The 20,044-nt window shown below is 45.6% G+C and carries 22 protein-coding genes; 17 read left to right on the plus strand and 5 right to left on the minus strand.

The window, feature by feature from the left end:
- On the plus strand, positions 1-871 hold an 871-nt coding region (locus tag AC9UH7_RS02330), incomplete at its 5' end, for a cytochrome c biogenesis ResB family protein (protein WP_509594537.1).
- Positions 872-1,762: a c-type cytochrome biogenesis protein CcsB gene (gene ccsB / locus AC9UH7_RS02335; RefSeq protein ID WP_509594540.1), complete on the plus strand. Its 891-nt coding sequence runs from the start codon at positions 872-874 to the stop codon at positions 1,760-1,762. It abuts the gene before it with no gap.
- Here ccsB and AC9UH7_RS02340 read toward each other — a convergent pair.
- Genes AC9UH7_RS02340 through AC9UH7_RS02350 form a run of 3 tightly spaced genes read right to left on the minus strand, consistent with a single transcriptional unit; the run spans position 1,759 to position 3,920 of the window.
- On the minus strand, positions 1,759-2,022 hold the full coding sequence (locus tag AC9UH7_RS02340; RefSeq protein WP_509594543.1) for a PLD nuclease N-terminal domain-containing protein: 264 nt from the start codon (positions 2,020-2,022) through the stop codon (positions 1,759-1,761). The genes ccsB and AC9UH7_RS02340 overlap by 4 nt on opposite strands.
- Positions 2,023-2,026: 4 nt before the next feature.
- Positions 2,027-2,875 carry a 1,4-dihydroxy-2-naphthoate polyprenyltransferase gene (locus tag AC9UH7_RS02345; protein WP_509594545.1) on the minus strand — a complete coding sequence of 283 codons (849 nt, stop codon included), beginning with the start codon at positions 2,873-2,875 and terminating at the stop codon, positions 2,027-2,029.
- The gene (locus tag AC9UH7_RS02350) at positions 2,868-3,920 is read right to left on the minus strand and encodes an AMP-binding protein (protein ID WP_509594548.1); all 1,053 of its coding nucleotides are present in this window, start codon (positions 3,918-3,920) and stop codon (positions 2,868-2,870) included. Before AC9UH7_RS02350 ends, AC9UH7_RS02345 begins: the two co-directional genes overlap by 8 nt.
- Before the next feature lie 80 nt (positions 3,921-4,000).
- On the opposite strand from AC9UH7_RS02350, the gene menB reads away from it, so the two are divergent.
- The 3 genes from menB to menD are packed head-to-tail and all read left to right on the plus strand — an operon-like array spanning position 4,001 to position 7,362.
- Positions 4,001-4,840 (plus strand): 1,4-dihydroxy-2-naphthoyl-CoA synthase, encoded by an 840-nt coding sequence (gene menB / locus AC9UH7_RS02355; protein ID WP_509594684.1) that lies wholly within the window; start codon positions 4,001-4,003, stop codon positions 4,838-4,840.
- A gap of 3 nt (positions 4,841-4,843) precedes the next feature.
- Positions 4,844-5,791 (plus strand): o-succinylbenzoate synthase, encoded by a 948-nt coding sequence (locus tag AC9UH7_RS02360; RefSeq protein ID WP_509594551.1) that lies wholly within the window; start codon positions 4,844-4,846, stop codon positions 5,789-5,791.
- Positions 5,746-7,362, plus strand: a complete 1,617-nt coding sequence (menD, locus tag AC9UH7_RS02365; RefSeq protein WP_509594553.1) for a 2-succinyl-5-enolpyruvyl-6-hydroxy-3-cyclohexene-1-carboxylic-acid synthase — start codon at positions 5,746-5,748, stop codon at positions 7,360-7,362. The genes AC9UH7_RS02360 and menD overlap by 46 nt, the downstream gene beginning before the upstream one ends.
- Here the strand turns inward: menD and AC9UH7_RS02370 are convergent.
- Positions 7,355-8,575, minus strand: a complete 1,221-nt coding sequence (locus AC9UH7_RS02370; protein ID WP_509594556.1) for an isochorismate synthase — start codon at positions 8,573-8,575, stop codon at positions 7,355-7,357. The two genes, menD and AC9UH7_RS02370, sit on opposite strands and share 8 nt — an antisense overlap.
- A gap of 2 nt (positions 8,576-8,577) precedes the next feature.
- On the minus strand, positions 8,578-9,162 hold the full coding sequence (locus tag AC9UH7_RS02375; protein WP_509594559.1) for a biotin transporter BioY: 585 nt from the start codon (positions 9,160-9,162) through the stop codon (positions 8,578-8,580).
- A gap of 58 nt (positions 9,163-9,220) precedes the next feature.
- Here AC9UH7_RS02375 and AC9UH7_RS02380 point away from each other — a divergent pair, with 58 nt between their 5' ends.
- From AC9UH7_RS02380 to nuoK, 12 genes are read left to right on the plus strand one after another with little or no spacing between them, the layout of a single operon-like run.
- A complete protein-coding gene (locus AC9UH7_RS02380; RefSeq protein WP_509594561.1) occupies positions 9,221-9,913 on the plus strand; it encodes a demethylmenaquinone methyltransferase in 693 nt (230 codons plus the stop codon).
- A gap of 43 nt (positions 9,914-9,956) precedes the next feature.
- Positions 9,957-10,325 (plus strand): NADH-quinone oxidoreductase subunit A, encoded by a 369-nt coding sequence (locus AC9UH7_RS02385; protein WP_509594563.1) that lies wholly within the window; start codon positions 9,957-9,959, stop codon positions 10,323-10,325.
- A gap of 3 nt (positions 10,326-10,328) precedes the next feature.
- Positions 10,329-10,886, plus strand: coding sequence for a NuoB/complex I 20 kDa subunit family protein (locus tag AC9UH7_RS02390; protein ID WP_509594566.1), 558 nt, complete (start codon positions 10,329-10,331; stop codon positions 10,884-10,886).
- Positions 10,886-11,512, plus strand: coding sequence for an NADH-quinone oxidoreductase subunit C (locus AC9UH7_RS02395; RefSeq protein ID WP_509594569.1), 627 nt, complete (start codon positions 10,886-10,888; stop codon positions 11,510-11,512). The genes AC9UH7_RS02390 and AC9UH7_RS02395 overlap by 1 nt, the downstream gene beginning before the upstream one ends.
- Positions 11,509-12,846 (plus strand): NADH-quinone oxidoreductase subunit D, encoded by a 1,338-nt coding sequence (locus AC9UH7_RS02400; RefSeq protein WP_509594572.1) that lies wholly within the window; start codon positions 11,509-11,511, stop codon positions 12,844-12,846. The genes AC9UH7_RS02395 and AC9UH7_RS02400 overlap by 4 nt, the downstream gene beginning before the upstream one ends.
- A complete protein-coding gene (nuoE, locus tag AC9UH7_RS02405) occupies positions 12,846-13,472 on the plus strand; it encodes an NADH-quinone oxidoreductase subunit NuoE (protein WP_509594575.1) in 627 nt (208 codons plus the stop codon). Before AC9UH7_RS02400 ends, nuoE begins: the two co-directional genes overlap by 1 nt.
- Positions 13,472-14,752 (plus strand): NADH-quinone oxidoreductase subunit NuoF, encoded by a 1,281-nt coding sequence (nuoF, locus tag AC9UH7_RS02410; RefSeq protein WP_509594577.1) that lies wholly within the window; start codon positions 13,472-13,474, stop codon positions 14,750-14,752. Before nuoE ends, nuoF begins: the two co-directional genes overlap by 1 nt.
- Positions 14,753-17,101, plus strand: coding sequence for an NADH-quinone oxidoreductase subunit G (locus AC9UH7_RS02415; RefSeq protein ID WP_509594579.1), 2,349 nt, complete (start codon positions 14,753-14,755; stop codon positions 17,099-17,101).
- Complete coding sequence (gene nuoH, locus AC9UH7_RS02420) at positions 17,098-18,348, plus strand: NADH-quinone oxidoreductase subunit NuoH (RefSeq protein WP_509594580.1); 1,251 nt, start codon at positions 17,098-17,100, stop codon at positions 18,346-18,348. Before AC9UH7_RS02415 ends, nuoH begins: the two co-directional genes overlap by 4 nt.
- The gene (gene nuoI / locus AC9UH7_RS02425) at positions 18,341-18,952 is read left to right on the plus strand and encodes an NADH-quinone oxidoreductase subunit NuoI (protein WP_509594582.1); all 612 of its coding nucleotides are present in this window, start codon (positions 18,341-18,343) and stop codon (positions 18,950-18,952) included. The genes nuoH and nuoI overlap by 8 nt, the downstream gene beginning before the upstream one ends.
- The gene (locus tag AC9UH7_RS02430; protein WP_509594585.1) at positions 18,953-19,744 is read left to right on the plus strand and encodes an NADH-quinone oxidoreductase subunit J; all 792 of its coding nucleotides are present in this window, start codon (positions 18,953-18,955) and stop codon (positions 19,742-19,744) included.
- On the plus strand, positions 19,744-20,043 hold the full coding sequence (gene nuoK / locus AC9UH7_RS02435; protein ID WP_509594587.1) for an NADH-quinone oxidoreductase subunit NuoK: 300 nt from the start codon (positions 19,744-19,746) through the stop codon (positions 20,041-20,043). Before AC9UH7_RS02430 ends, nuoK begins: the two co-directional genes overlap by 1 nt.
- The last annotated feature ends 1 nt before the right edge of the window (position 20,044 follow it).

Genomic DNA, 20,044 nt, shown 5'->3' on the forward strand with positions numbered 1-20,044 from the left:
CGAAAGATTTGTAAATACACCAACAAGCTATGACACCTTAAGATATGGAAAACTTTATAAGGACGGTAATCTTCCAGCGTTTATGCTCACAGCCGATAAGTTTTTAGCCGAATACAACGTCGAAACTAACGCACCAGAAGATTACACATTAAACATTTCTCTTCTGCGAGATGGATCTTCTGTCATTGAAAAGAAAGTTATCAAAGTGAACAGTCCTCTCACTATCGGGAGTACACGAGTTTACTTACAAGCAAATGGTTATTCACCAGTTGTCACAGTTAGAGATTCAAAGGGTGATGTTGCATTTCAAGGACCTGTGCCGTTTTTGCCACAAGATTCAAATTTGCGATCAATCGGTGCGATTAAAGTTCCAGATGCCAATCCGCAAGTTGGATTTGTCGGCTCCTTTGTTCCAACCTATACGCGAGCACCAGATGGAGGTGGTGCGCTTAGCGCATTCCCTAAAGCTTTAGATCCGCGACTACTTTTAGCTGCTTGGGTTGGTGATTTAGGGCTGGACTCAGGCATTCCACAATCGGTATATAGAATCGATACTTCTTCGATGCAACAAATTGGGCTTAAGACTCTCAAACCAGGGGAAACCTTTATTTATCCGCAAGGATCAATCACTTTTGAAGGTTACATTCAGTGGGTAAACCTAAACTTTGTTGCAGATCCTGGAAAGAATCTTGCGTTATTGGGCGGTATTGTTGCCATCCTTGGGTTACTCGCATCGCTGTTTACGCGCAGACGACGTATTTGGATTCGAGTTGGATCAGAAGTTGAAGTTGCTGGATTGGCAAAGAATGCCGCTCCGGGATTAGATCTTGAATTAGAACAATTTGTTCAGACGCTAAAGGGGGAGAAGTAGATGTCACGCTCGTGGGCTTTCGTGTCAAACTATCTTGTTTACTCAGCAATGGCTGTCTATACATTGTCATTTATTGCACATGCAATTGAAACCGCCTGGGCGGTAAAGGTTCCAAACAGCACAACTAAAACTATGGACTACACGCGAACTGAAAAAGTTGCACGCATTGCAACCGCGATGATGATTTTAGGATTTGTCCTTTTGTTTGCAGGCGTTATTGCTCGAGGGGTTTCAGCTGGGCGTGTGCCATGGGGAAACATGTATGAATTCTCGATTACGGGAGCTCTCGCATTTACTGGTGCATATTTAGGAGCTTTGCGGAAATATGATTTACGTTGGCTAGGTTTACTTATTTCGATTTCAGTCTTGCTAACTCTTGGAACAGCTGTAACTGTTTTATATGTTCCGAGTGCTCCACTTGTCCCAGCCTTAAAATCTCCTTGGCTAGTTATCCATGTTTCAGCTGCAATCATTTCTGGTGGCGTCTTCTTGTTATCTAATGTAATTGCAACTGCCTATTTGTACTTGGACAAAATGGAGTCAAAAGGTGAGCGAACTGGATGGGCAAAACGACTCCCATCGCTAGAAGTGTTAGATCAACTGTCTTACCGATTAGTTGCCTTTGTATTTCCTTTATGGACCTTCGCAGTTATTGCAGGAGCGATATGGGCCGAAAGTGCTTGGGGTCGCTATTGGGGTTGGGATCCAAAAGAGACATGGGCATTTATCACTTGGGTTGCATATGCAGCATATTTACATGCACGCGTAACTGTTGGATGGCGTGGACGTAGAGCAGCCTGGCTATGTTTATTTGCAGGTTCTACATTCTTGTTTAACTATGTGTATGTAAACGTCTGGGGTACTGGAAAACATACCTATTCAGGTCTTTAAAGTTTTCCTAAGAAATCTGGATCGTCATCAGGCGGCAAAATTCGACGCTTAGGAGCTTTGCGCCCCTTTGGCTTATTTCTTCCGGCGATTAAGTATGCAATTGGACCGATTGCAAGTGCCTGAGGTCCAAGAATAATTATGAGTAGAAGCCATCCCCATTTAGGAAGTGTTTTGATTTGGGATTCATCTGCTCGGGCGCAGTCAATCAACGCATAAATCGTTAGACCAAAGACCAAGATGAGCGGAAGGACTCGTGACATGAATTTATTGTATCGCTATCCCGAGGGCAAAGAGTATTGCGAATACAAGTTGTAACTTGCCGGTTCTGCCTAATGTAGGAATCAAGTCCTTACCCGAAATACCACTGAGAACCGACTTAGATATTGAGTAACTCATCGGCACCGCCAACAAAGTCAACAACGCAGTTGGAATTAAGGTAGCAATTGCTGCCAGATGAGCAATCACCAAGAAAGATACATATACGCGTCGTGCAGTTACATCACCCAGCCTGACTGCGAGTGTTCGCTTTCCAGCCAGTTCATCTTGGGCGCGATCCCGAATATTGTTTACAGCCAGAATTGCACATGCAAGCGCGCCCATCGGAATTGCCACTATAAAACTAAGCAGTGTTATTTCTTCCGTTTGGACGTAATACGTACCGATTGTTGCTACTAAACCGAAGAAGGTAAACACAGAAACTTCGCCGAAACCGTTATAGCCATAGGGATTCTTCCCGCCGGTGTAACCCCATGCTGCAGCGATTGCCAATACCCCAACAAGAATCAGTATGGGAGAGGTGAGTAGGGATAACCAAAGCCCCGCAATACTTGCAATGAAGAATGAAAGAAAGGCTGCATTCTTGACAGCTTTTGCCGATGCTAAGCCACTTGCCACAAGCCGAATCGGACCTATTCGGCTTTCATCTGTTCCTTTAACTCCATCGCTGTAATCGTTTGCGAAGTTGACGCCGATCTGAAGCCATACGCCGACCTTGAGCGCTAAAAGAGCGCGAAACCAATTGAAATCAGATCCTGCTAGCGCCGAGGCGATGACAACTGGTGCAATTGCTGCGGGCAGAGTTCGAGGGCGTGCACCCTGTATCCATTTATTCATGCCCGAGACCTTTCGTCAAACTCTTTCGATCAACTTTTCCAATACCTAGCAAGGGTAACGAATTCATGTGGTGAATGCCTTTTGGTTTTGCGAAAGATCCAAGCTCATTTTCTAAGTACTCGACTATTTGAGCATCACTAATTATTCCAACCACCGCGATCTGAAGAGATTGTCCCCATTGCGGGTCTTCAACTGCAAAAGCTGCGAACTGAATATCTGGAAAAGCAATACCCAGAGAATTTTCTACCGCACTTAGTGAGAGATTTTCCCCACCAGAAATAATCACATCATCTGATCGACCAAGTACAGCTAATTGATTATTGTCGTATTCACCTAAATCGCTAGTTTCATACCAACCATCATTGAGTGAGATCGACGATGCAAGAACAGGGCCCTTAATACAAATTTTTCCACCACGTATCTCAATCTCAACACCTTGAAGAACTTTTCCGTCATAAACACATCCACCACAAGTTTCAGTCATTCCATAAGTTGTGACTATCTTGATTCCAGCTAACTCAGCTTGATTGCGCATTGATTGTGTTAATGCAGCGCCGCCAACTAAAACGGTATCGGCAGATTGCAAATGCTTTAGCAACCGTTGATCCCCGTTTAGTGCACGAAACAATTGAGTTGGCACAATTGCTGTGTAGTTTGCTTTTGGATAATCGCCATCGAAATCACGTAGATCAATTGGGGTTGTCCCGAGTTCCATTGAGCGCACGATTACGTTTACGGCAGCGATGTGAGTAAGTGGAAGTAAAAGTGACCAGGTTTGCCCAGGTCTTGCGCCAATGAAATTATTGGATGCTCTGGCTGATGTAATCAACGCTGTTGCAGATAACAAGATTTCTTTAGAGGTCCCCGAAGTCCCCGAAGTCCCGATCGCTACAGCGGCATAGCTTGGAGCGTATTCTGATGAAATCTCCCCGAAACCAAGGGTGGGGCCATCGCCCACGAGCGCTGCTGTGATTTCACCCGCTAATTGGGAGATTTCGCATACAGGGCTGACCCGCAGAATTTTTCGTTGTGACGAGGTATCCATTGCCACCGTAGGCTATCGCTAGCAACGACAATGGAGGAAATGTGAGCAAGCCGATCAAGCGCGAATTTGGTAGCCGTGAGATTCCACAATGGGTGACAGCACCCGGTGGAGAAGATTTTGTGGATATCAAATATCAGATGGGCGATGGCATCGCCAAGATTACGATTAATCGTCCGCAGGTTCGCAATGCATTTCGCCCTCAGACAATTATTGAATTGATAGAAGCTTTTGATTTAGCGCGTGACAACGAAGAAGTTGGTGTGATCATCTTTACTGGTGAAGGCACAGAGGCCTTCTGTTCTGGTGGAGACATCAGCGTTCGAGGTGATGATGGTTATTTGGGTGAGGATAAGTTGGCGAAAAAAGGAATCGGTCGCCTCAATGTTCTAGATCTTCAGGTACAGATTCGTCGCACACCAAAGCCAATTGTTGCGATGGTTGCTGGTTGGGCAATTGGTGGTGGACATGTGTTACATGTTGTCTGTGATTTAACTATTGCAGCAGATAATGCCAAGTTTGGCCAGACCGGACCAATGGTTGGTTCTTTTGATGGTGGATACGGCTCAGGATTACTGGCTGCGCATGTTGGTCAAAAGAAGGCGCGCGAGATTTGGTTTATGACACGTGAATATGATGCACAAGAGGCATTAAACATGGGTCTTGTAAATACCGTTGTACCAATTGCTGAATTAGAAGCAGAAACTGTTTCGTGGTGCCGTGAAATGCTTCGCAACTCTCCAATGGCGTTGCGTTTATTAAAAGCAAGTTTGAATGCGGCAACTGATGGACTTGCAGGTGTGCAACAACTTGCAGGTGATGCAACCTTGTTGTTCTACATGACGGAAGAAGGCCAAGAAGGTCGCGATGCTTATAAAGAGAAGCGCGCACCTGATTTTGGAAAGTTTCCAAAGCGCCCATAATCCATGGATCAATTGCTTCTAGAGAGTTTGCGTGTAGTTGCGCTGCCAATGAAAACAAGTTTTCGTGGCATAACTGTTCGTGAAGTTGCTTTGATAAAGGGTGAGTATGGCTGGGGTGAATTCTCGCCGTTTCTTGAGTATGACGACGCTGAATCTGCCCCTTGGTTAGCTTCTGCCATTGAAGCTGCAAGCCAGCCAAAACCGAAGCTATATCGCACTGAAGTTGCTGTGAACGGAACAATCCCCGCGACCAACGATAAGAAGGTTATGGATGAACTTGTAGATTCCTATTCGGGTGTAAAAACCTTCAAAGTTAAAGTTGGCAACAACCTCAGCGAGGATATTGTCCGACTGGCAAGAATTCGATCACTTGGTCGCAAAGTTAACATTCGTATCGACGTCAATGGTCTTTGGAGTGTCGAGCAAGCGCTCACTAATCTCTATGCATTCTACGAAAATGTTGGGCCTTTTGAATACGTAGAACAACCTTGTGCAACTCTGGATGAATTACGTGAACTCAAGAGCAAGATTCGTATTCCACTAAAAGTCGCTGTCGATGAAGTAATCCGAAAGTCGGTTGATCCGTTTGCACTGGACTTGAAAGGTGCGGCAGATGTTGTGATGCTCAAGGTTCAACCACTTGGTGGAATTAGACGCGCTCATGCGATTGCTGAACATCACAAATTACCTGTCGTAGTTTCAAGTGCTTTAGAAAGTGCGGTTGGAATTAGTTATGGACTTACTTTGGCCGCTTCATTTGAGGAGTTGAACTTCGACTGCGGACTTGGCACAGGATCTCTTCTCGCAAAAAATGTTGGGCAATTGCCTATTGTTGATGGAAAGATAGCAATTAGTGATGTGATTCCCAACTTGGATGGCTTGGATGTAGGTGCGGATCGCTACGAATGGTGGAAGAATCGCATCATGAGAACTGCGGAGCTACTGAAGTGAATAACTCCACATCGTTGGCACGCGTAATTGTTCGTCAAATCATTGAAGCAGGAATAAAAGATGTAGTGATCTCTCCTGGATCACGCAATGCACCTTTGTCTTTGGCATTTTTCGAGGCTTCTCAAGAGGGATTGATAAAGCTTCATGTGCGCATTGATGAGCGAACAGCCGCCTTTTTTGCATTAGGAATAATTAAGTCAACTGGCCGACCAGTACCAATTGTCTGTACAAGCGGAACAGCAGTTGCTAATTACCATCCTGCAGTACTTGAAGCCAGTCACACAAACGCACCACTTATGGTTTTAACTGCCGATCGCCCTGCGATGCTGCGCAAAACCGGCGCAAATCAAACGACAGAGCAAGCCCGAATCTTTGGCAAATCTGTTCGATACTTTGCAGATATTGATGGCCCTGTTTACCCGATGGAGTTGCCGCTAGATAGCTTGCGCACTGGACCAATACATCTAAATCTGCAGTTTGATGAACCGTTGTTGCCAGATGATTCTTCTGATTGGCTTTCGCAGATTAATAGCGCACCAAAAGAATTTGTAGCTCGAACAAAGCCTGGGACACTTCGCTTAGTTGGTGCACGAGGAGTTGTTGTAATTGGACATGATCGTGGTGGTTTAACAGTTGACGAGATCACGCGCTTTACAAGTGTTTTAGGTTGGCCTGTAATCGCCGAGGATCCACTTTCTTTTCCCGATGCGGTCGCACATGCTTCTATTTTCTTAGCTTCACCTGAAACACGAAGCACACTTATTCCGCAATCAGTCCTAGTTATTGGACGGACAACCTTGTCTCGGTCAATCAATGCTTTCATCAAATCAAGCCCGATCACGTATGTAGTTGATCAAAGACTTGCAACAGTTGATTCTGATCGCCAAGCGGACCGTAAGTTTACAGAATTACCTAATCTTCAAGGTGTTATCCAATCTGATGAATGGATTGCAAAGTGGAATAAAGTCTCTGAGCGGGCGCAGAAATTGATCGCATCATTAGATGGTTGGAATGAAGCGGTCATTGCACGAACAATTGCTGCGAGTATTCCTAATGGAACGGCATTGTTTGTTTCTTCATCACGACCAATTCGAGACCTTGAAGGATTTGCCCAACCTAGAAGCGGCGTTCACACATATGCAAATCGCGGATTAGCTGGGATTGATGGAAACATTTCAACAGCACTTGGTGTCGCTTATGGTCACAAAGCCACTATTGCAGTGCTGGGCGATCTTTCTTTCTTGCACGATTTAACTGGGTTAATAAACAAGGAAGAGATCAATTGCCGAATTATTGTTGTGAATAATGATGGTGGCGGGATCTTCTCAACACTTCCACAGCGAGGTGTAAATGGCTTTGAAACAGTATTTGGAACGCCTCATGGATTAAACCCCGCTGCTATTGCTCAAGCGATGGGCATAGAAGCCAAGCAAATTAAATCCCTGAAAGAATTAGAAACAGAAGTCAAAGCTCCAGTTTCTGGCATTAGTGTTGTTGTCTGCGATGTACCTGATCGTGAATCAAACGCGGATAATTTAAAAGAGATTATTGAAGCACTAACCTCTATTTAAGAGCACTACGCATTGGTGAAAACTTTGCGTAGGTTTCAGCTAATTCAATTTCAGGATCTGAGCCATCAACGATTCCACATCCTGCAAAGATCCGAATAGTGTCGCCATTTATTTGCCCACATCTCAAGGCAATTCCTAGTTCACCATCACCAGCGGCATCAATCCAACCAACTGGTCCTGCATAACGACCACGAGACAGTCCCTCAATTTCCGAAATCAATGCAGATGCAATTGGGCGAGGTGTTCCACATACAGCAGCAGTTGGATGCAATTGTTCAAGAATTGTGAAGGCATCTGTGTGCGCGAGTGTTTCAACTAGCGCCCCAGTCACATCAGTTGCAAGATGCATAACATTTGCTAGGTGTAAAACAAATGGAGATTCAGGAACATTTGTAGATGAGCAAAATGGTTCAATTGCATCTGCGACAGATCTGACCGCATACTCATGTTCTGCTAGATCCTTTGAAGATCGTGCAAGAGATGCAGCAAGTGCTAAATCTTTTTCGTCATCTCCAGTTTTGCTAATGGTTCCTGCCAATACCCGTGAAGTGATCATTCCACGTGTTAAGCGAAGCAAGAGTTCTGGAGTAGCTCCCACTAATCCTGAAATCGAATATTTCCATGTAGATGGATACTCCATGGCTAGCTTTTCGAGAATTGGGCGCGGGTCAATGTTTTTGCTTGATTTAACAGTTATATCTCGGGCCAAAACAACCTTGTCCAAGGACCCCGATTGAATACGTGAAACTGCCGTGCTCACGCGATTTTTCCAATCAACATCAGACTGTGGATTCTCATCCCAGGTCATTTCTGCATTAGAGACATGATCGGGGGTGGTTTTTAGAATTGGCTGAGGATCTGAGCCAATCCATGTAATCCAAGATTTTTCCCCTCTTGACCCAACAACAACTTGTGGGATCACAAGGACTGAAACATCATCAGGTGAGAATGAAAAAGAAGTAAACACAATGGGGCCAGTTCCACTGCCATGAACTGTATTTGTGATCGCAAGCTTTTCTAACTGCTTTTGCCACCAATGTCGCGCATCTGCAAATCTATGTGGACCGCTCACTGTTGTTGTTGCGTAAGTTCCCCAACCAACTAAACCGTCACCGCTTCGAACCCAAGCGAGTGGATTTGAATCTGGAAGCAATTCAAGTAATGGCAGATGCTCGCCTAAGCGAGTCGTTGTGATGGGAATGAGTTGTGACATTGTTAAGAATTTTTGCGGTTAACGACTCGCCAAACAACTGGCAACGATGTTCCGGCAATTGCAATCTTTAACATTTCACCAAAAATAAATGGAGTTAGTCCAGCATTAAATGTCCAACTCCAGCTTTCCCCTGTGTATTGCTGCAACCAAACTAGACCAAATGTAAAAGTGGTAACTGTTCCAATTAACATTGATGGAAGTGCGGTTAAGAATTTCTGGTCTAAGCGAAAGCGCGCAAGTTGGCCCAATATAAATGTGGCAATTAACATTCCAACTAAGTAACCACCAGTTGGTCCCGCAATTCGATCCAAGCCATGTCCGCTATTTGCAAAAACTGGTGCACCTGCTATTCCCACCAAGATGTAAAGGGCAAAAGTTGTGACTCCCAAAGTTGATCCATATGCAGTGCCAAGGATCAGGACACCTAATGTTTGGCCGGTCACTGGAACAGGTGAGCCTGGAACAGGAAGAGCAATTTGTGCCAAAGCCGCTAAGCCAAGAACTCCACTGACAACAAGTACAGCGTTTGTCAGAGCTGTTGATCGGGGGATCAGTGTGGATCGCAGCGAGGTAGCAGATAGCGACATGAGAGCCTTTCGATGAACTTAAGTTGTGGATGAGCCTACTTCAAGGGAGAATACGCTTATGTCCCGCGCCAATTTGAACAAAGACCCCGATGAGGTCGCGGCAATGTTTGATGGAGTCGCCAAGCGGTATGACCTCGTCAATGACCTTTTGAGCCTAGGTCGCACCAAAGCCTGGCGCAAGGCGGCGACCAGGATTATCGACCCAAAGCCAGGAATGGTGATTTTAGATCTGGCCGCCGGTCCTGGCTCCTCCTCTGAGCCCCTATTTAAGGCTGGAGCGAGCGTCTTTGCTACGGATTTCAGCGAAGGGATGCTGGCTCAGGGCAGAAAAGCTCGCCCTTACCTCAATTTCTCAAGAGCAGATGCTCTCAACCTGCCCTTTGAGGCCGATACCTTTGATGTTGTCACCATTTCATACGGGCTAAGGAACACCGCTGATTTTGATAAGGCACTTGTTGAAGCGCGCCGCGTTGCCAAGCCAGGCGGGCGAATGGTGGTTGTTGAGTTCAGCCACCCAACCTGGCGCCCGTTTCGCACCATTTATACCGAATACCTAATGCGCCTATTGCCAGCCATCGCCAAAAAGACCGCCTCAAATCCAGATGCTTATGTCTATTTGGCTGAATCCATTCGCGCATGGCCAGATCAAGCTGGCTTAGCAGCCCGGATGGAAAAAGCTGGATGGGCAGAGGTCACATGGAAGAACCTAACTTTTGGGGTTGTTGCAGTTCACAGCGGGATTAAGGGCTAGCGGTCACTGGCATAGGCCAATCGACCTTAGGATTTCGACCGTGATGTCCACAGGAAACCCTTACGTTCCAATTTTGGTGATAGGCGCCATAGGTTTTGGCTTCGCCCTCTTCTCAATAGTTGCTGGCGCGCTCGCAGGACCAGCTCGATATAACCGAGCAAAGCTAGATGCCTATGAATGTGGAATTGAACCATCACCGCAAGCAGCTGAGGGTGGACGCTTTCCGGTCAAATACTTCTTAACAGCGATGCTTTTTATTATTTTTGATATTGAAATCGTTTTCCTATACCCGTGGGCAGTTGCTTTTGATGCAATGGGTTTGTTTGGTCTAGTCGAAATGGCAATTTTTATCGCAACCGTTTTTGTTGCTTATATCTATGTGTGGCGCCGCGGCGGATTGGAATGGGACTAAAAAATGGGTCTTGAAGAGAAAATCCCTAGCGGGTTCCTTTTAACTTCTGTTGAAAAACTTGCGGGTTATATGCGCAAAAACTCTTTGTGGCCAGCAACATTTGGTCTTGCATGTTGTGCAATTGAAATGATGGCGGTTGGTTCTGCAGCAAAGTATGACATCGCGCGTTTTGGTAGTGAAGTTTTCCGCGCATCTCCACGTCAGGCAGATTTAATGATTGTTGCTGGTCGTGTTTCTAACAAGATGGCACCGGTACTTCGTCAGATTTACGATCAAATGTCTGCTCCAAAATGGGTAATCGCAATGGGTGCATGCGCATCATCTGGCGGAATGTTTAATAACTACGCAATTGTGCAAGGCGTTGATCACGTCGTGCCAGTTGATATTTATCTTCCAGGCTGTCCACCACGCCCTGAAATGTTGCTTGACGCAATCATTAAATTGCAAGAACAAATTGGCGATACCAAGCTTGGCGCAAACCGCGCTCAGATCATTAAGGAAGTCGAACTTGCTGCAATGAACGCAAAGCCAACTCACGAGATGAAGGGCTTACTTGCGTAATGACTGAAGGAATGTTTGGAGCAAAAGGCACCGGAGACACTTCTGGTTATGGTGGGCTGGTCCAAAAAACAAGTACTGCAGGCTCTTCAGAGCGCCCATACGGAAGTTACTTTGATGATGTTGCCGACGACCTAGAACGTGCCTATCCAGATTTTTCTGATGCCATCGAACGAGTAGTTGTGGACCGCGGCGAGTTAACTCTTCACATTAAGCGAGAAAAACTAGTTGAAGTTGCATTGATTTTGCGAGATACATTGAAGTTTGAAATGTGCATGGGTGTGAATGGCGTGCATTATCCAGAACACGTTGGCCGCGAATTGCATGCTGTGTATCCATTGCTATCTATGACAAAGAATCAGCGAATTCGCTTAGAGGTTTCAGTTGCAGATGGCGATGCGCATATTCCATCTTTGGTAGAGGTATGGGCCGGAAACAACTGGCATGAGCGTGAGACATTTGACATGTTCGGAATCATTTTCGATGGCCATCCTGGTCTAACTCGAATCTTGATGCCAGATGACTGGGAAGGTCATCCACAACGTAAAGATTATGCACTTGGTGGAATTGCAATTGAATACAAAGGTGCGACGACGCCGCCTCCTAGTGAGAGAAGGAGTTACAAGTGACAACTTTTGATCCATATGCTCCTTCCCGTGATACAACCGAAGGAAAAGTTTTCTCTGTAACTGGCGGTGACTGGGACTCCCTAGTTCAAGATATTGGTGCAACTAAAGAAGAACGTGTTGTTGTGAACATGGGTCCACAACACCCATCAACTCATGGAGTGCTTCGTTTAGTTCTAGAGCTCGAAGGTGAAACAGTTACGGAAGCTCGTTGTGGAATTGGTTATCTTCATACAGGAATTGAAAAAAACATGGAGTACCGCAACTGGACTCAGGGAACAACATTTGTGACTCGAATGGATTACCTGGGGCCATTGCACAATGAAACCGCTTATTGTCTTGCGATCGAAAAGCTTTTGGGGATTACAAATGATGTCCCAGAGCGCGCATCTGTAATTCGAGTAATGATGATGGAACTCAACCGTATTTCTTCACATATGGTGGCACTTGGCACAGGAGCACTTGAATTAGGTGCGATAAGCCCTATGTTCTTTGCTTTCCGTGAACGCGAAACAGTGCTTGAAATCTTTGAAATGATCACAGGACTTCGTATGAATATGGCCTACATCCGTCCAGGCGGAGTTCAACAAGATCTTCCAGAGGGTGCTCTTACAAAGATTCGTGATGGCGTGAAGCAAATGCGCAAGAACTTCAAAGAGAATGCAACATTGCTTATTGGAAACTCAATTTGGATGAAGCGCACACAAGGAATTGGATATCTTGATCTTGCAGGTTGCACAACTTTAGGAATCACTGGTCCAGTTCTTCGTTCAACAGGAATGCCATGGGATCTCCGTAAAGTCCAGCCATATTGTGGATATGAAAACTATAACTTTGATGTTGTAACTGCAGATACTTGTGATGTTTATGGTCGCTTCTTGATTCGCATGAATGAATTAGAGCAATCACTTCGCATCATTGAACAGTGTGTTGATAAGTTAGAAAAACTAAAGGGTGCACCAGTAATGGTTGCAGATAAGAAAATTGCATGGCCTGCACAACTTGCAATGGGTGGCGATGGACTTGGTAACTCACTTGATCACATTCGCGAGATTATGGGTACTTCAATGGAGTCTTTGATTCATCACTTCAAACTTGTAACCGAAGGTTTCCATGTTCCTGCAGGCCAGGCATATGTTGCAATTGAATCTCCTAGAGGAGAACTTGGTGCTTCAGTTGTGTCAGATGGCGGAACTCGTCCATACAGAGTCCATTTCCGTGAACCATCATTTAATAATTTGCAAGCAACAGCTGCGATGAGTGAAGGTGGCATGGTTGCCGACATCATCGGTGCAGTTGCTTCAATCGATCCCGTAATGGGAGGAGTTGATCGCTAATGGCATTTTCAGAAGAAGACTTCCAAATTATGGATTCAATTATCAAGCGTTATCCACGCTCTCGTTCTGCGATCATGCCCTTGTTGCACTATGTGCAATCAAAAGCTGGCTACGTAACCAATGAAGGCATTGAAGTAATCGCAAAAGTGCTTCAACTAGAAGCGGCTGAAGTTACTGCTGTATCTACCTTTTATACCCAATACAAGCCAACTCCAGTGGGCGAATACCACGTTGGTGTGTGCACAAATACTTTGTGTGCTGTTATGGGTGGAGATGCAATCTTTGATTCACTCAAAGATCACCTTGGCATTGGAAATGATGAAGTCACGGCCGATGGCAAAGTTTCACTAGAGCACATCGAATGTAATGCTGCCTGTGATTACGCACCTGTTGTGATGGCTAACTGGGAGTTCTACGACAATCAAACTGTTGAGTCTGCAAAAGAGTTAGTTGATTCAATGCGTGCTGGAAACCCAAAGCCACCGACAAGAGGTCCAAACAAATTGGTTACGTGGAAAGAAGCATCGGCTGTGCTTGCAGGAATAAATGATGGACTTGCACATCAAGGTGTGCAAGCTGGTGAACCAACTTTGCTTGGTTTGAAACTTTCGAAGGAGGGTAAGTAATGTCAAAACTTGCTCCCGTACTTTCTGCTCATTGGGATGAAAAAGATTCATTTACGCTCGAAGGTTATAAGCGTCATGGTGGTTACACCGCATCTGCAAAAGCACTTGCAATGGATCCAGATGCAGTCATACAACTTGTAAAGGATTCAGGACTTCGTGGTCGTGGTGGCGCAGGCTTCCCAACCGGAATGAAGTGGGGCTTTATTCCTCAGGGCGATAACAAGGATCACTACTTAGTTGTTAATGCAGATGAATCAGAACCAGGAACATGCAAAGACATGCCATTACTTATGGCAAACCCACACGTTCTTGTCGAAGGTTGCATCATCGCTTGCCATGCAATTCGCGCAAAGCATGCCTTCATTTATATTCGTGGCGAAGTAACACATGTCGTGCGTCGAGTTAATCAAGCAATTGCAGATGCTTACGCAGCAGGAATCCTGGGTAACGGAATTGATGTAGTGCTACATATCGGTGCAGGTGCCTACATTTGCGGTGAAGAAACCGCTCTTCTTGATTCATTAGAAGGCTTCCGCGGGCAACCACGCTTGCGTCCACCATTCCCTGCTATTGCAGGCCTTTATGCGCGTCCAACAGTTGTAAATAACGTTGAATCTATTGCTTCTGTTCCAGCAATTGTTGCTAACGGTTCTGAGTGGTATCAATCAATGGGGACGGAAAAGAGCAAGGGAACAACCTTGTACTCATTGTCAGGTCACGTTGTTAATCCAGGTCAGTTTGAGGCACCCCTTGGAATTACTCTCCGCGAAATCCTAGATTTAGCAGGCGGAGTTCGCCCGGGTCATAAGTTGAAGTTTTGGACACCGGGCGGATCATCAACACCATTGTTTACAGATGCACACCTTGATGTTCCTTTGGATTACGAAGGCGTTGCAGCTGCTGGGTCAATGCTTGGAACTAAAGCACTTCAAATTTTTGATGAAACTACTTGCGTAGTTCGCGCTGTTTTGCGTTGGACAGAGTTCTACAAACACGAATCATGTGGAAAGTGCACACCTTGCCGTGAAGGTACTTGGTGGTTGGTGCAGATTCTTCGGGATCTCGAAGCGGGAAAGGGAACTGAAGCAGACCTTGCGAAGTTGCTAGATCTTTGCGACAACATCATGGGCCGTTCATTCTGTGCTCTTGGTGATGGAGCAACAAGCCCAATTACTTCTTCGATTAAATATTTCCGCGATGAGTACATCGCACACCTTACCCAAGGTGGATGCCCATTTGATCCTGTCGCATCAACACTCTTTGCAGGGGCTGGTGCATAAATGACAACCGAAGTCGTAGACATGATCACCGTCGTAATTGACGGCTTTGAAGTAACTGTTCCAAAAGGAACTCTCGTTATACGTGCAGCAGAACAATTAGGAATTCAGATTCCACGTTTTTGCGATCACCCTTTACTTGATCCGGTTGGTGCGTGCCGTCAGTGTTTAGTTGATATTGAAATTAATGGTCGTGCATTTCCAAAGCCTCAAGCTTCATGCACAATTCCTGTTGAAACAGGGATGATTGTTAAGACGCAATTAACTTCAACTGTTGCAGAGAAGGCGCAACGAGGAGTAATGGAGCTTTTGCTTGTAAACCACCCACTTGATTGCCCAGTGTGTGACAAGGGCGGTGAGTGCCCATTGCAGAACCAGGCAATGAGCACAGGGCAAGGATCTTCTCGTTTTGAGGGTGTAAAGCGCGTGTTTGAGAAGCCAATCAATATTTCATCACAAGTTCTGCTTGATCGTGAACGGTGTGTTTTGTGTGCTCGATGTACTCGTTTTTCTGAGCAAATTGCAAGTGATCCATTTATTACCTTGAATGAACGTGGAGCATTGCAGCAAGTTGGAATCTATGAGAACAAACCTTTTGAATCCTATTTCTCAGGTAACACAGTTCAAATTTGTCCTGTAGGAGCCTTAACTGGTGCGGCATATCGATTCCGTGCCCGCCCATTTGATTTGGTATCAACACCATCTGCTTGTGAGCACTGTGCATCAGGTTGCGATATGCGAACTGACGTGCGCCGTGGGAAGACATTACGTCGCCTTGCTGGTGATGATGCATCAGTTAATGAAGAGTGGAATTGCGATAAGGGTCGCTGGGCATTTAAGTATGTAACAGCAGTTGATCGTCTTAAGACTCCAATGGTGCGCAATGCATCTGGAGTTCTTGAAGAGGCATCATGGCCTGAAGCACTTGCTGTCGCAGCTACGGGACTAAAGGGTGCAAAGTCAGCTGTTCTAGTTGGCGGTCGTGCAACATATGAAGATGCATATGGTTACAGCAAGTTTGCACGTGTAGCACTTTCTACAAATGATATTGATTTCCGCTCACGCATTTCATCTGATGAAGAGCGTGAGTTCTTGGCTGCACGAGTTGTTGGTTCTTCAACAACCTACAGAGATATTGATAAGGCTGATCAAGTTCTTCTTGTTGGTTTTGAGCCAGAAGAAGAGTCACCAATTGTTTTCTTGAGAATAAATAAGCAATTCCGTAAACGCGCCTTAAAGGTTGTTTCAATTGGGTCCAAGGAATCTATTGGCGTTGAGAAGCTCAAGGCAGAGTTTGTGAAAGTAGCACCTGGCCAAGAAGCAGCAGCAATTGCTGCCCAATCCCTCACAAGTAAATCTGTGATTCTTGTTGGAGAGCGAGCAGCAGAAAGTAATGGTGCCCTCAGCGCAGTTGCAACACTTGCTGATGTAACCGGGGCCAAGATTGCATGGATTCCACGTCGCGCTGGTGAGCGCGGTGCTTTAGAAGCAGGGGCGATTGGCAATCTTTTGCCAGGCGGACGCCCAGTTACAGATGCAGTGGCCCGCGTAGATATTGCAGCGCTATGGAATACCGATTCCTTACCAACAGAAATTGGTCGAAACACCTCACAAATCATTGATGCTGTTCACGCAGGAAAAATTGGAGCGCTAGTTGTTGGTGGCGTCGATCCATTAGATGGTGACAACAGCCAGGCAACATTGGCAGCTCTTGATAAGGCATTTGTTGTTTCACTCGAAATAGCACCTAGCGCAGTTACCGAGCGCGCAGATGTAGTTCTTCCAGTTGCTGCAGTGACTGAAAAATCGGGATCTTTCCTCAACTGGGAAGGCCGCCCTCGCGCATTTGATGCAGCTGTGAGTGATTCATTAAATCGAAGTGATCTCCGAATCCTTTCAATGATTGCTGAAGAAATGGGAAGTTCTCTAAATTTGGGAACGGTCACTGCAGCTATCAAGGAGATCGCATCAATTGGAAAGTGGGAGGGTGCGCGAGTTTCACTCAATAAAGTAAATGCCTCATCACAACCTACTCTCAATGCAGGGCAAGCCCTCATCACTTCATGGCGCCGCTTATTAGATCTTGGTACTTTGCAACAAGGCGAGGAAAATCTTGCAGGAACTGCGCGACGCACAGTTGCAGTTATTTCTCCTAAGCGAGCACAAGTGTTGGGTGTAGTTGATGGAGACCAACTTAAAATTTCAACAGAATTAGGTTCAGTAACACTTTCTGCACTTGTTGAAAATATTCATGATGATGCTGTGTGGGCACCTCGTAATTCACGTGGTTCTCAATTGTTAGTAAACCTAGGCGTTGCACATGGCGCGGTAGTTACGGTGGTGAAGGCATGACAACTGCAGAACTCATTGGAGCAGATCCAGGTTGGTTGATTGTTGTAAAGGCATTAATCGTTTTTGTGATCTGCGTATTGCTAACGCTTATGTCTGTGTGGGGAGAGCGCCGGCTGGTTGGCCGCATGCAGCAACGCCCGGGTCCAAACCGTGTCGGTCCGTTTGGTTTAATCCAAGCATTGGCAGATGGAGTTAAGTTAGCGCTAAAGGAAGACATTATTCCTTCAGCAGCTGACAAGGTTGTTTTCGTTTTGGCACCAGTTATCAGCGCCACGACCTGCTTTATGGCTTTTGCTGTAATCCCAATTACTGGTGAAGTAACAATGTTTGGTCGCCAAACTGCCATGCAGTTAACTGACATTCCGGTTGGTGTTTTATACATTCTTGCAATCGCATCAGTTGGAGTTTATGGAATAGTTCTTGCTGGCTGGTCTTCAGGATCAACTTATCCTTTACTGGGCGGCCTTCGTTCAAGTGCTCAGGTAATTTCATATGAGATCGCGATGGGACTTTCACTAGTTGCTGTGTTTATTTACTCCGGTTCAATGTCAACATCTGACATCGTGGCCGCACAATCGACATGGTGGTATGCAGTGGTCTTGTTCCCATCATTTGCCATTTATGTGATTTCAATGGTTGGTGAGACCAACCGTGCACCATTTGATCTTGCTGAAGCTGAAGGTGAACTAGTCGGCGGATTCCACACAGAGTATTCATCACTTAAGTTCGCACTCTTTTTCTTAGCTGAATACGTAAATATCATTGCAGTATCTGCACTGGCAACAACATTGTTCCTTGGTGGATATAAAGCTCCTCCAGGACTTGGGTTCACAGAAGCCTGGCTTGGTGGATGGTTTACCGCCATTTGGTTCTTCTTAAAGGTGCTTACCTTCTTCTTTGTTTTCGTATGGTTGCGAGGCACTCTTCCACGTTTGCGTTATGACCAGTTCATGCAGTTTGGCTGGAAAGTTTTGATCCCAGTTTCAATTCTTTGGATCTTGGTTGTTGCAACACTTCGTGTGCTGTCACTACAGAATGCACCTAGATTAATTATCGTTGCATTTGCAAGCAGCGTGGTCTTTATCATCATGGCCGCAAATATGGGATTTGAAACCGCTAAAAAGAAAAAAGAGCAATCGATCGCTGATGGCGACAATAAAAGCGCACCAAAGTTTGCAGTTCCTTCCTTGCCTATAGAAGTTTCAACTATCAATGTTTCACAGAAGACAGGGGGCAAGCGTGAGTGAAAACCTCGAACCGTTAAAGCCAAAAGATCTTGGTATTAACGACGTTGAATTTTATGAAGTGGAGCAAACCCCTCCTGTTGGCTTCTTTGGAAGCTTGAAGGGGTTCTGGGTCACTTTTTCGACTATTTTTAAGAAGCCTTTGACTGTTGAATACCCTGAAGTGAAAGCTCCAACTGAGGAGAGATTCCACGGGCGTCATCAACTCAATCGCCACCCAGATGGTTTAGAAAAGTGCATTGGTTGCGAACTATGTGCTTGGGCATGTCCTGCTGATGCGATTTATGTTGAGGGTGAAACCAATACTGAAGAAAATCGTATGTCACCCGGTGAGCGATATGGCAAGGTCTATCAGATCAATTACCTTCGCTGCGTATTTTGTGGGCTCTGTATCGAAGCCTGCCCAACTCGTGCTTTAACTATGACAAATGAGTATGAACTTGCAGATGACTCCCGTGCGAAGTTAATTTTTGAAAAGCAAGATTTATTGGCACCACTTCGTCAAGGAATGTTGATGCCACCTCATCCAATGTATCCAGAAATGACTGACACTAACTATTACAACGGTGATGTAAAACAATCACATCCATCTCAGGAGGGCAAGTAAGTGTTGCAATTAGCCCTCGAGGTCGGACAGACCGCTAAACCAGAAGCTGTTATGTTCTGGATTCTTGGCCCGCTTGCAGTTGTCGCTGCACTTGGAATGTTGCTTGTGAAAAAGGCTGTTCACTCAGCAATCTTGATGGCTTTTGTCATGATTGTTCTAGCCATTTTCTACATCGCACAAGATGCAGCTTTCTTGGGAATTGTTCAGATTGTTGTTTACACCGGCGCTGTCATGATGCTTTTCTTGTTTATTTTGATGTTGGTAGGTGTTGATTCCTCGGACTCATTAACTGAAACTATTCGTGGACTTCGCCCAATTGCAATTACAGCAGCAGTTGGTTTTGGTGGCTTGATGATTTCACTTCTGGGCCATGCAACTCTTGGCAGAGGCGCAGTCGGTTTATCACAAGCCAATGCTGATGGAAATGTTGAAGGTTTAGCCCAGCTTTTGTTTAGTACCTATGTGTGGCCTTTTGAAGTTGTTTCTTCGCTACTCATTACCGCGGCTCTTGGAGCAATGGTTTTGGCACATCAGCAGCGCACATCAACGCGTCCAACTCAACGACAACTCTCAATCAATCGCTTCCGCGGGGATTCCTTAGGAACAGCAGCAGGTTTGCCTGGTCCAGGTGTTTACGCGCGCCATAACGCGGTTGATGTTCCAGCCCTTCTTCCAGATGGAACGCCTGCGGCAGAGTCTGTAAATGCAACCCTTTCTGCGCGTGGAGACATGTTGGACTACAAGAAATTTGATCTTAGTGAAGTCAATACAAAGGTTGAGGAGGAGAAGTAATGGACGCTTCCAATTACCTCTATATCTCAGCACTTCTTTTCACAATAGGAGCAGTTGGCGTTGTAGTTCGCCGCAATGCAATAGTTGTTTTCATGTGCATTGAATTGATGCTTAATGCTGCAAACCTTTCATTTGTAACATTTTCTCGCATCAATGGCGATCTAGACGGTCAGGTTATGGCCTTCTTTACGATGGTCGTGGCTGCCTGCGAAGTCGTTGTTGGCTTAGCAATCATCGTGACAATTTACCGTTCACGTCGTTCAGCATCTGTGGATGATGCTAGTTTGTTGAAGCGATAAA

The sequence above is a fragment of the Candidatus Planktophila sp. genome (genome assembly GCF_044348745.1).
GTDB lineage: Bacteria > Actinomycetota > Actinomycetes > Nanopelagicales > Nanopelagicaceae > Planktophila.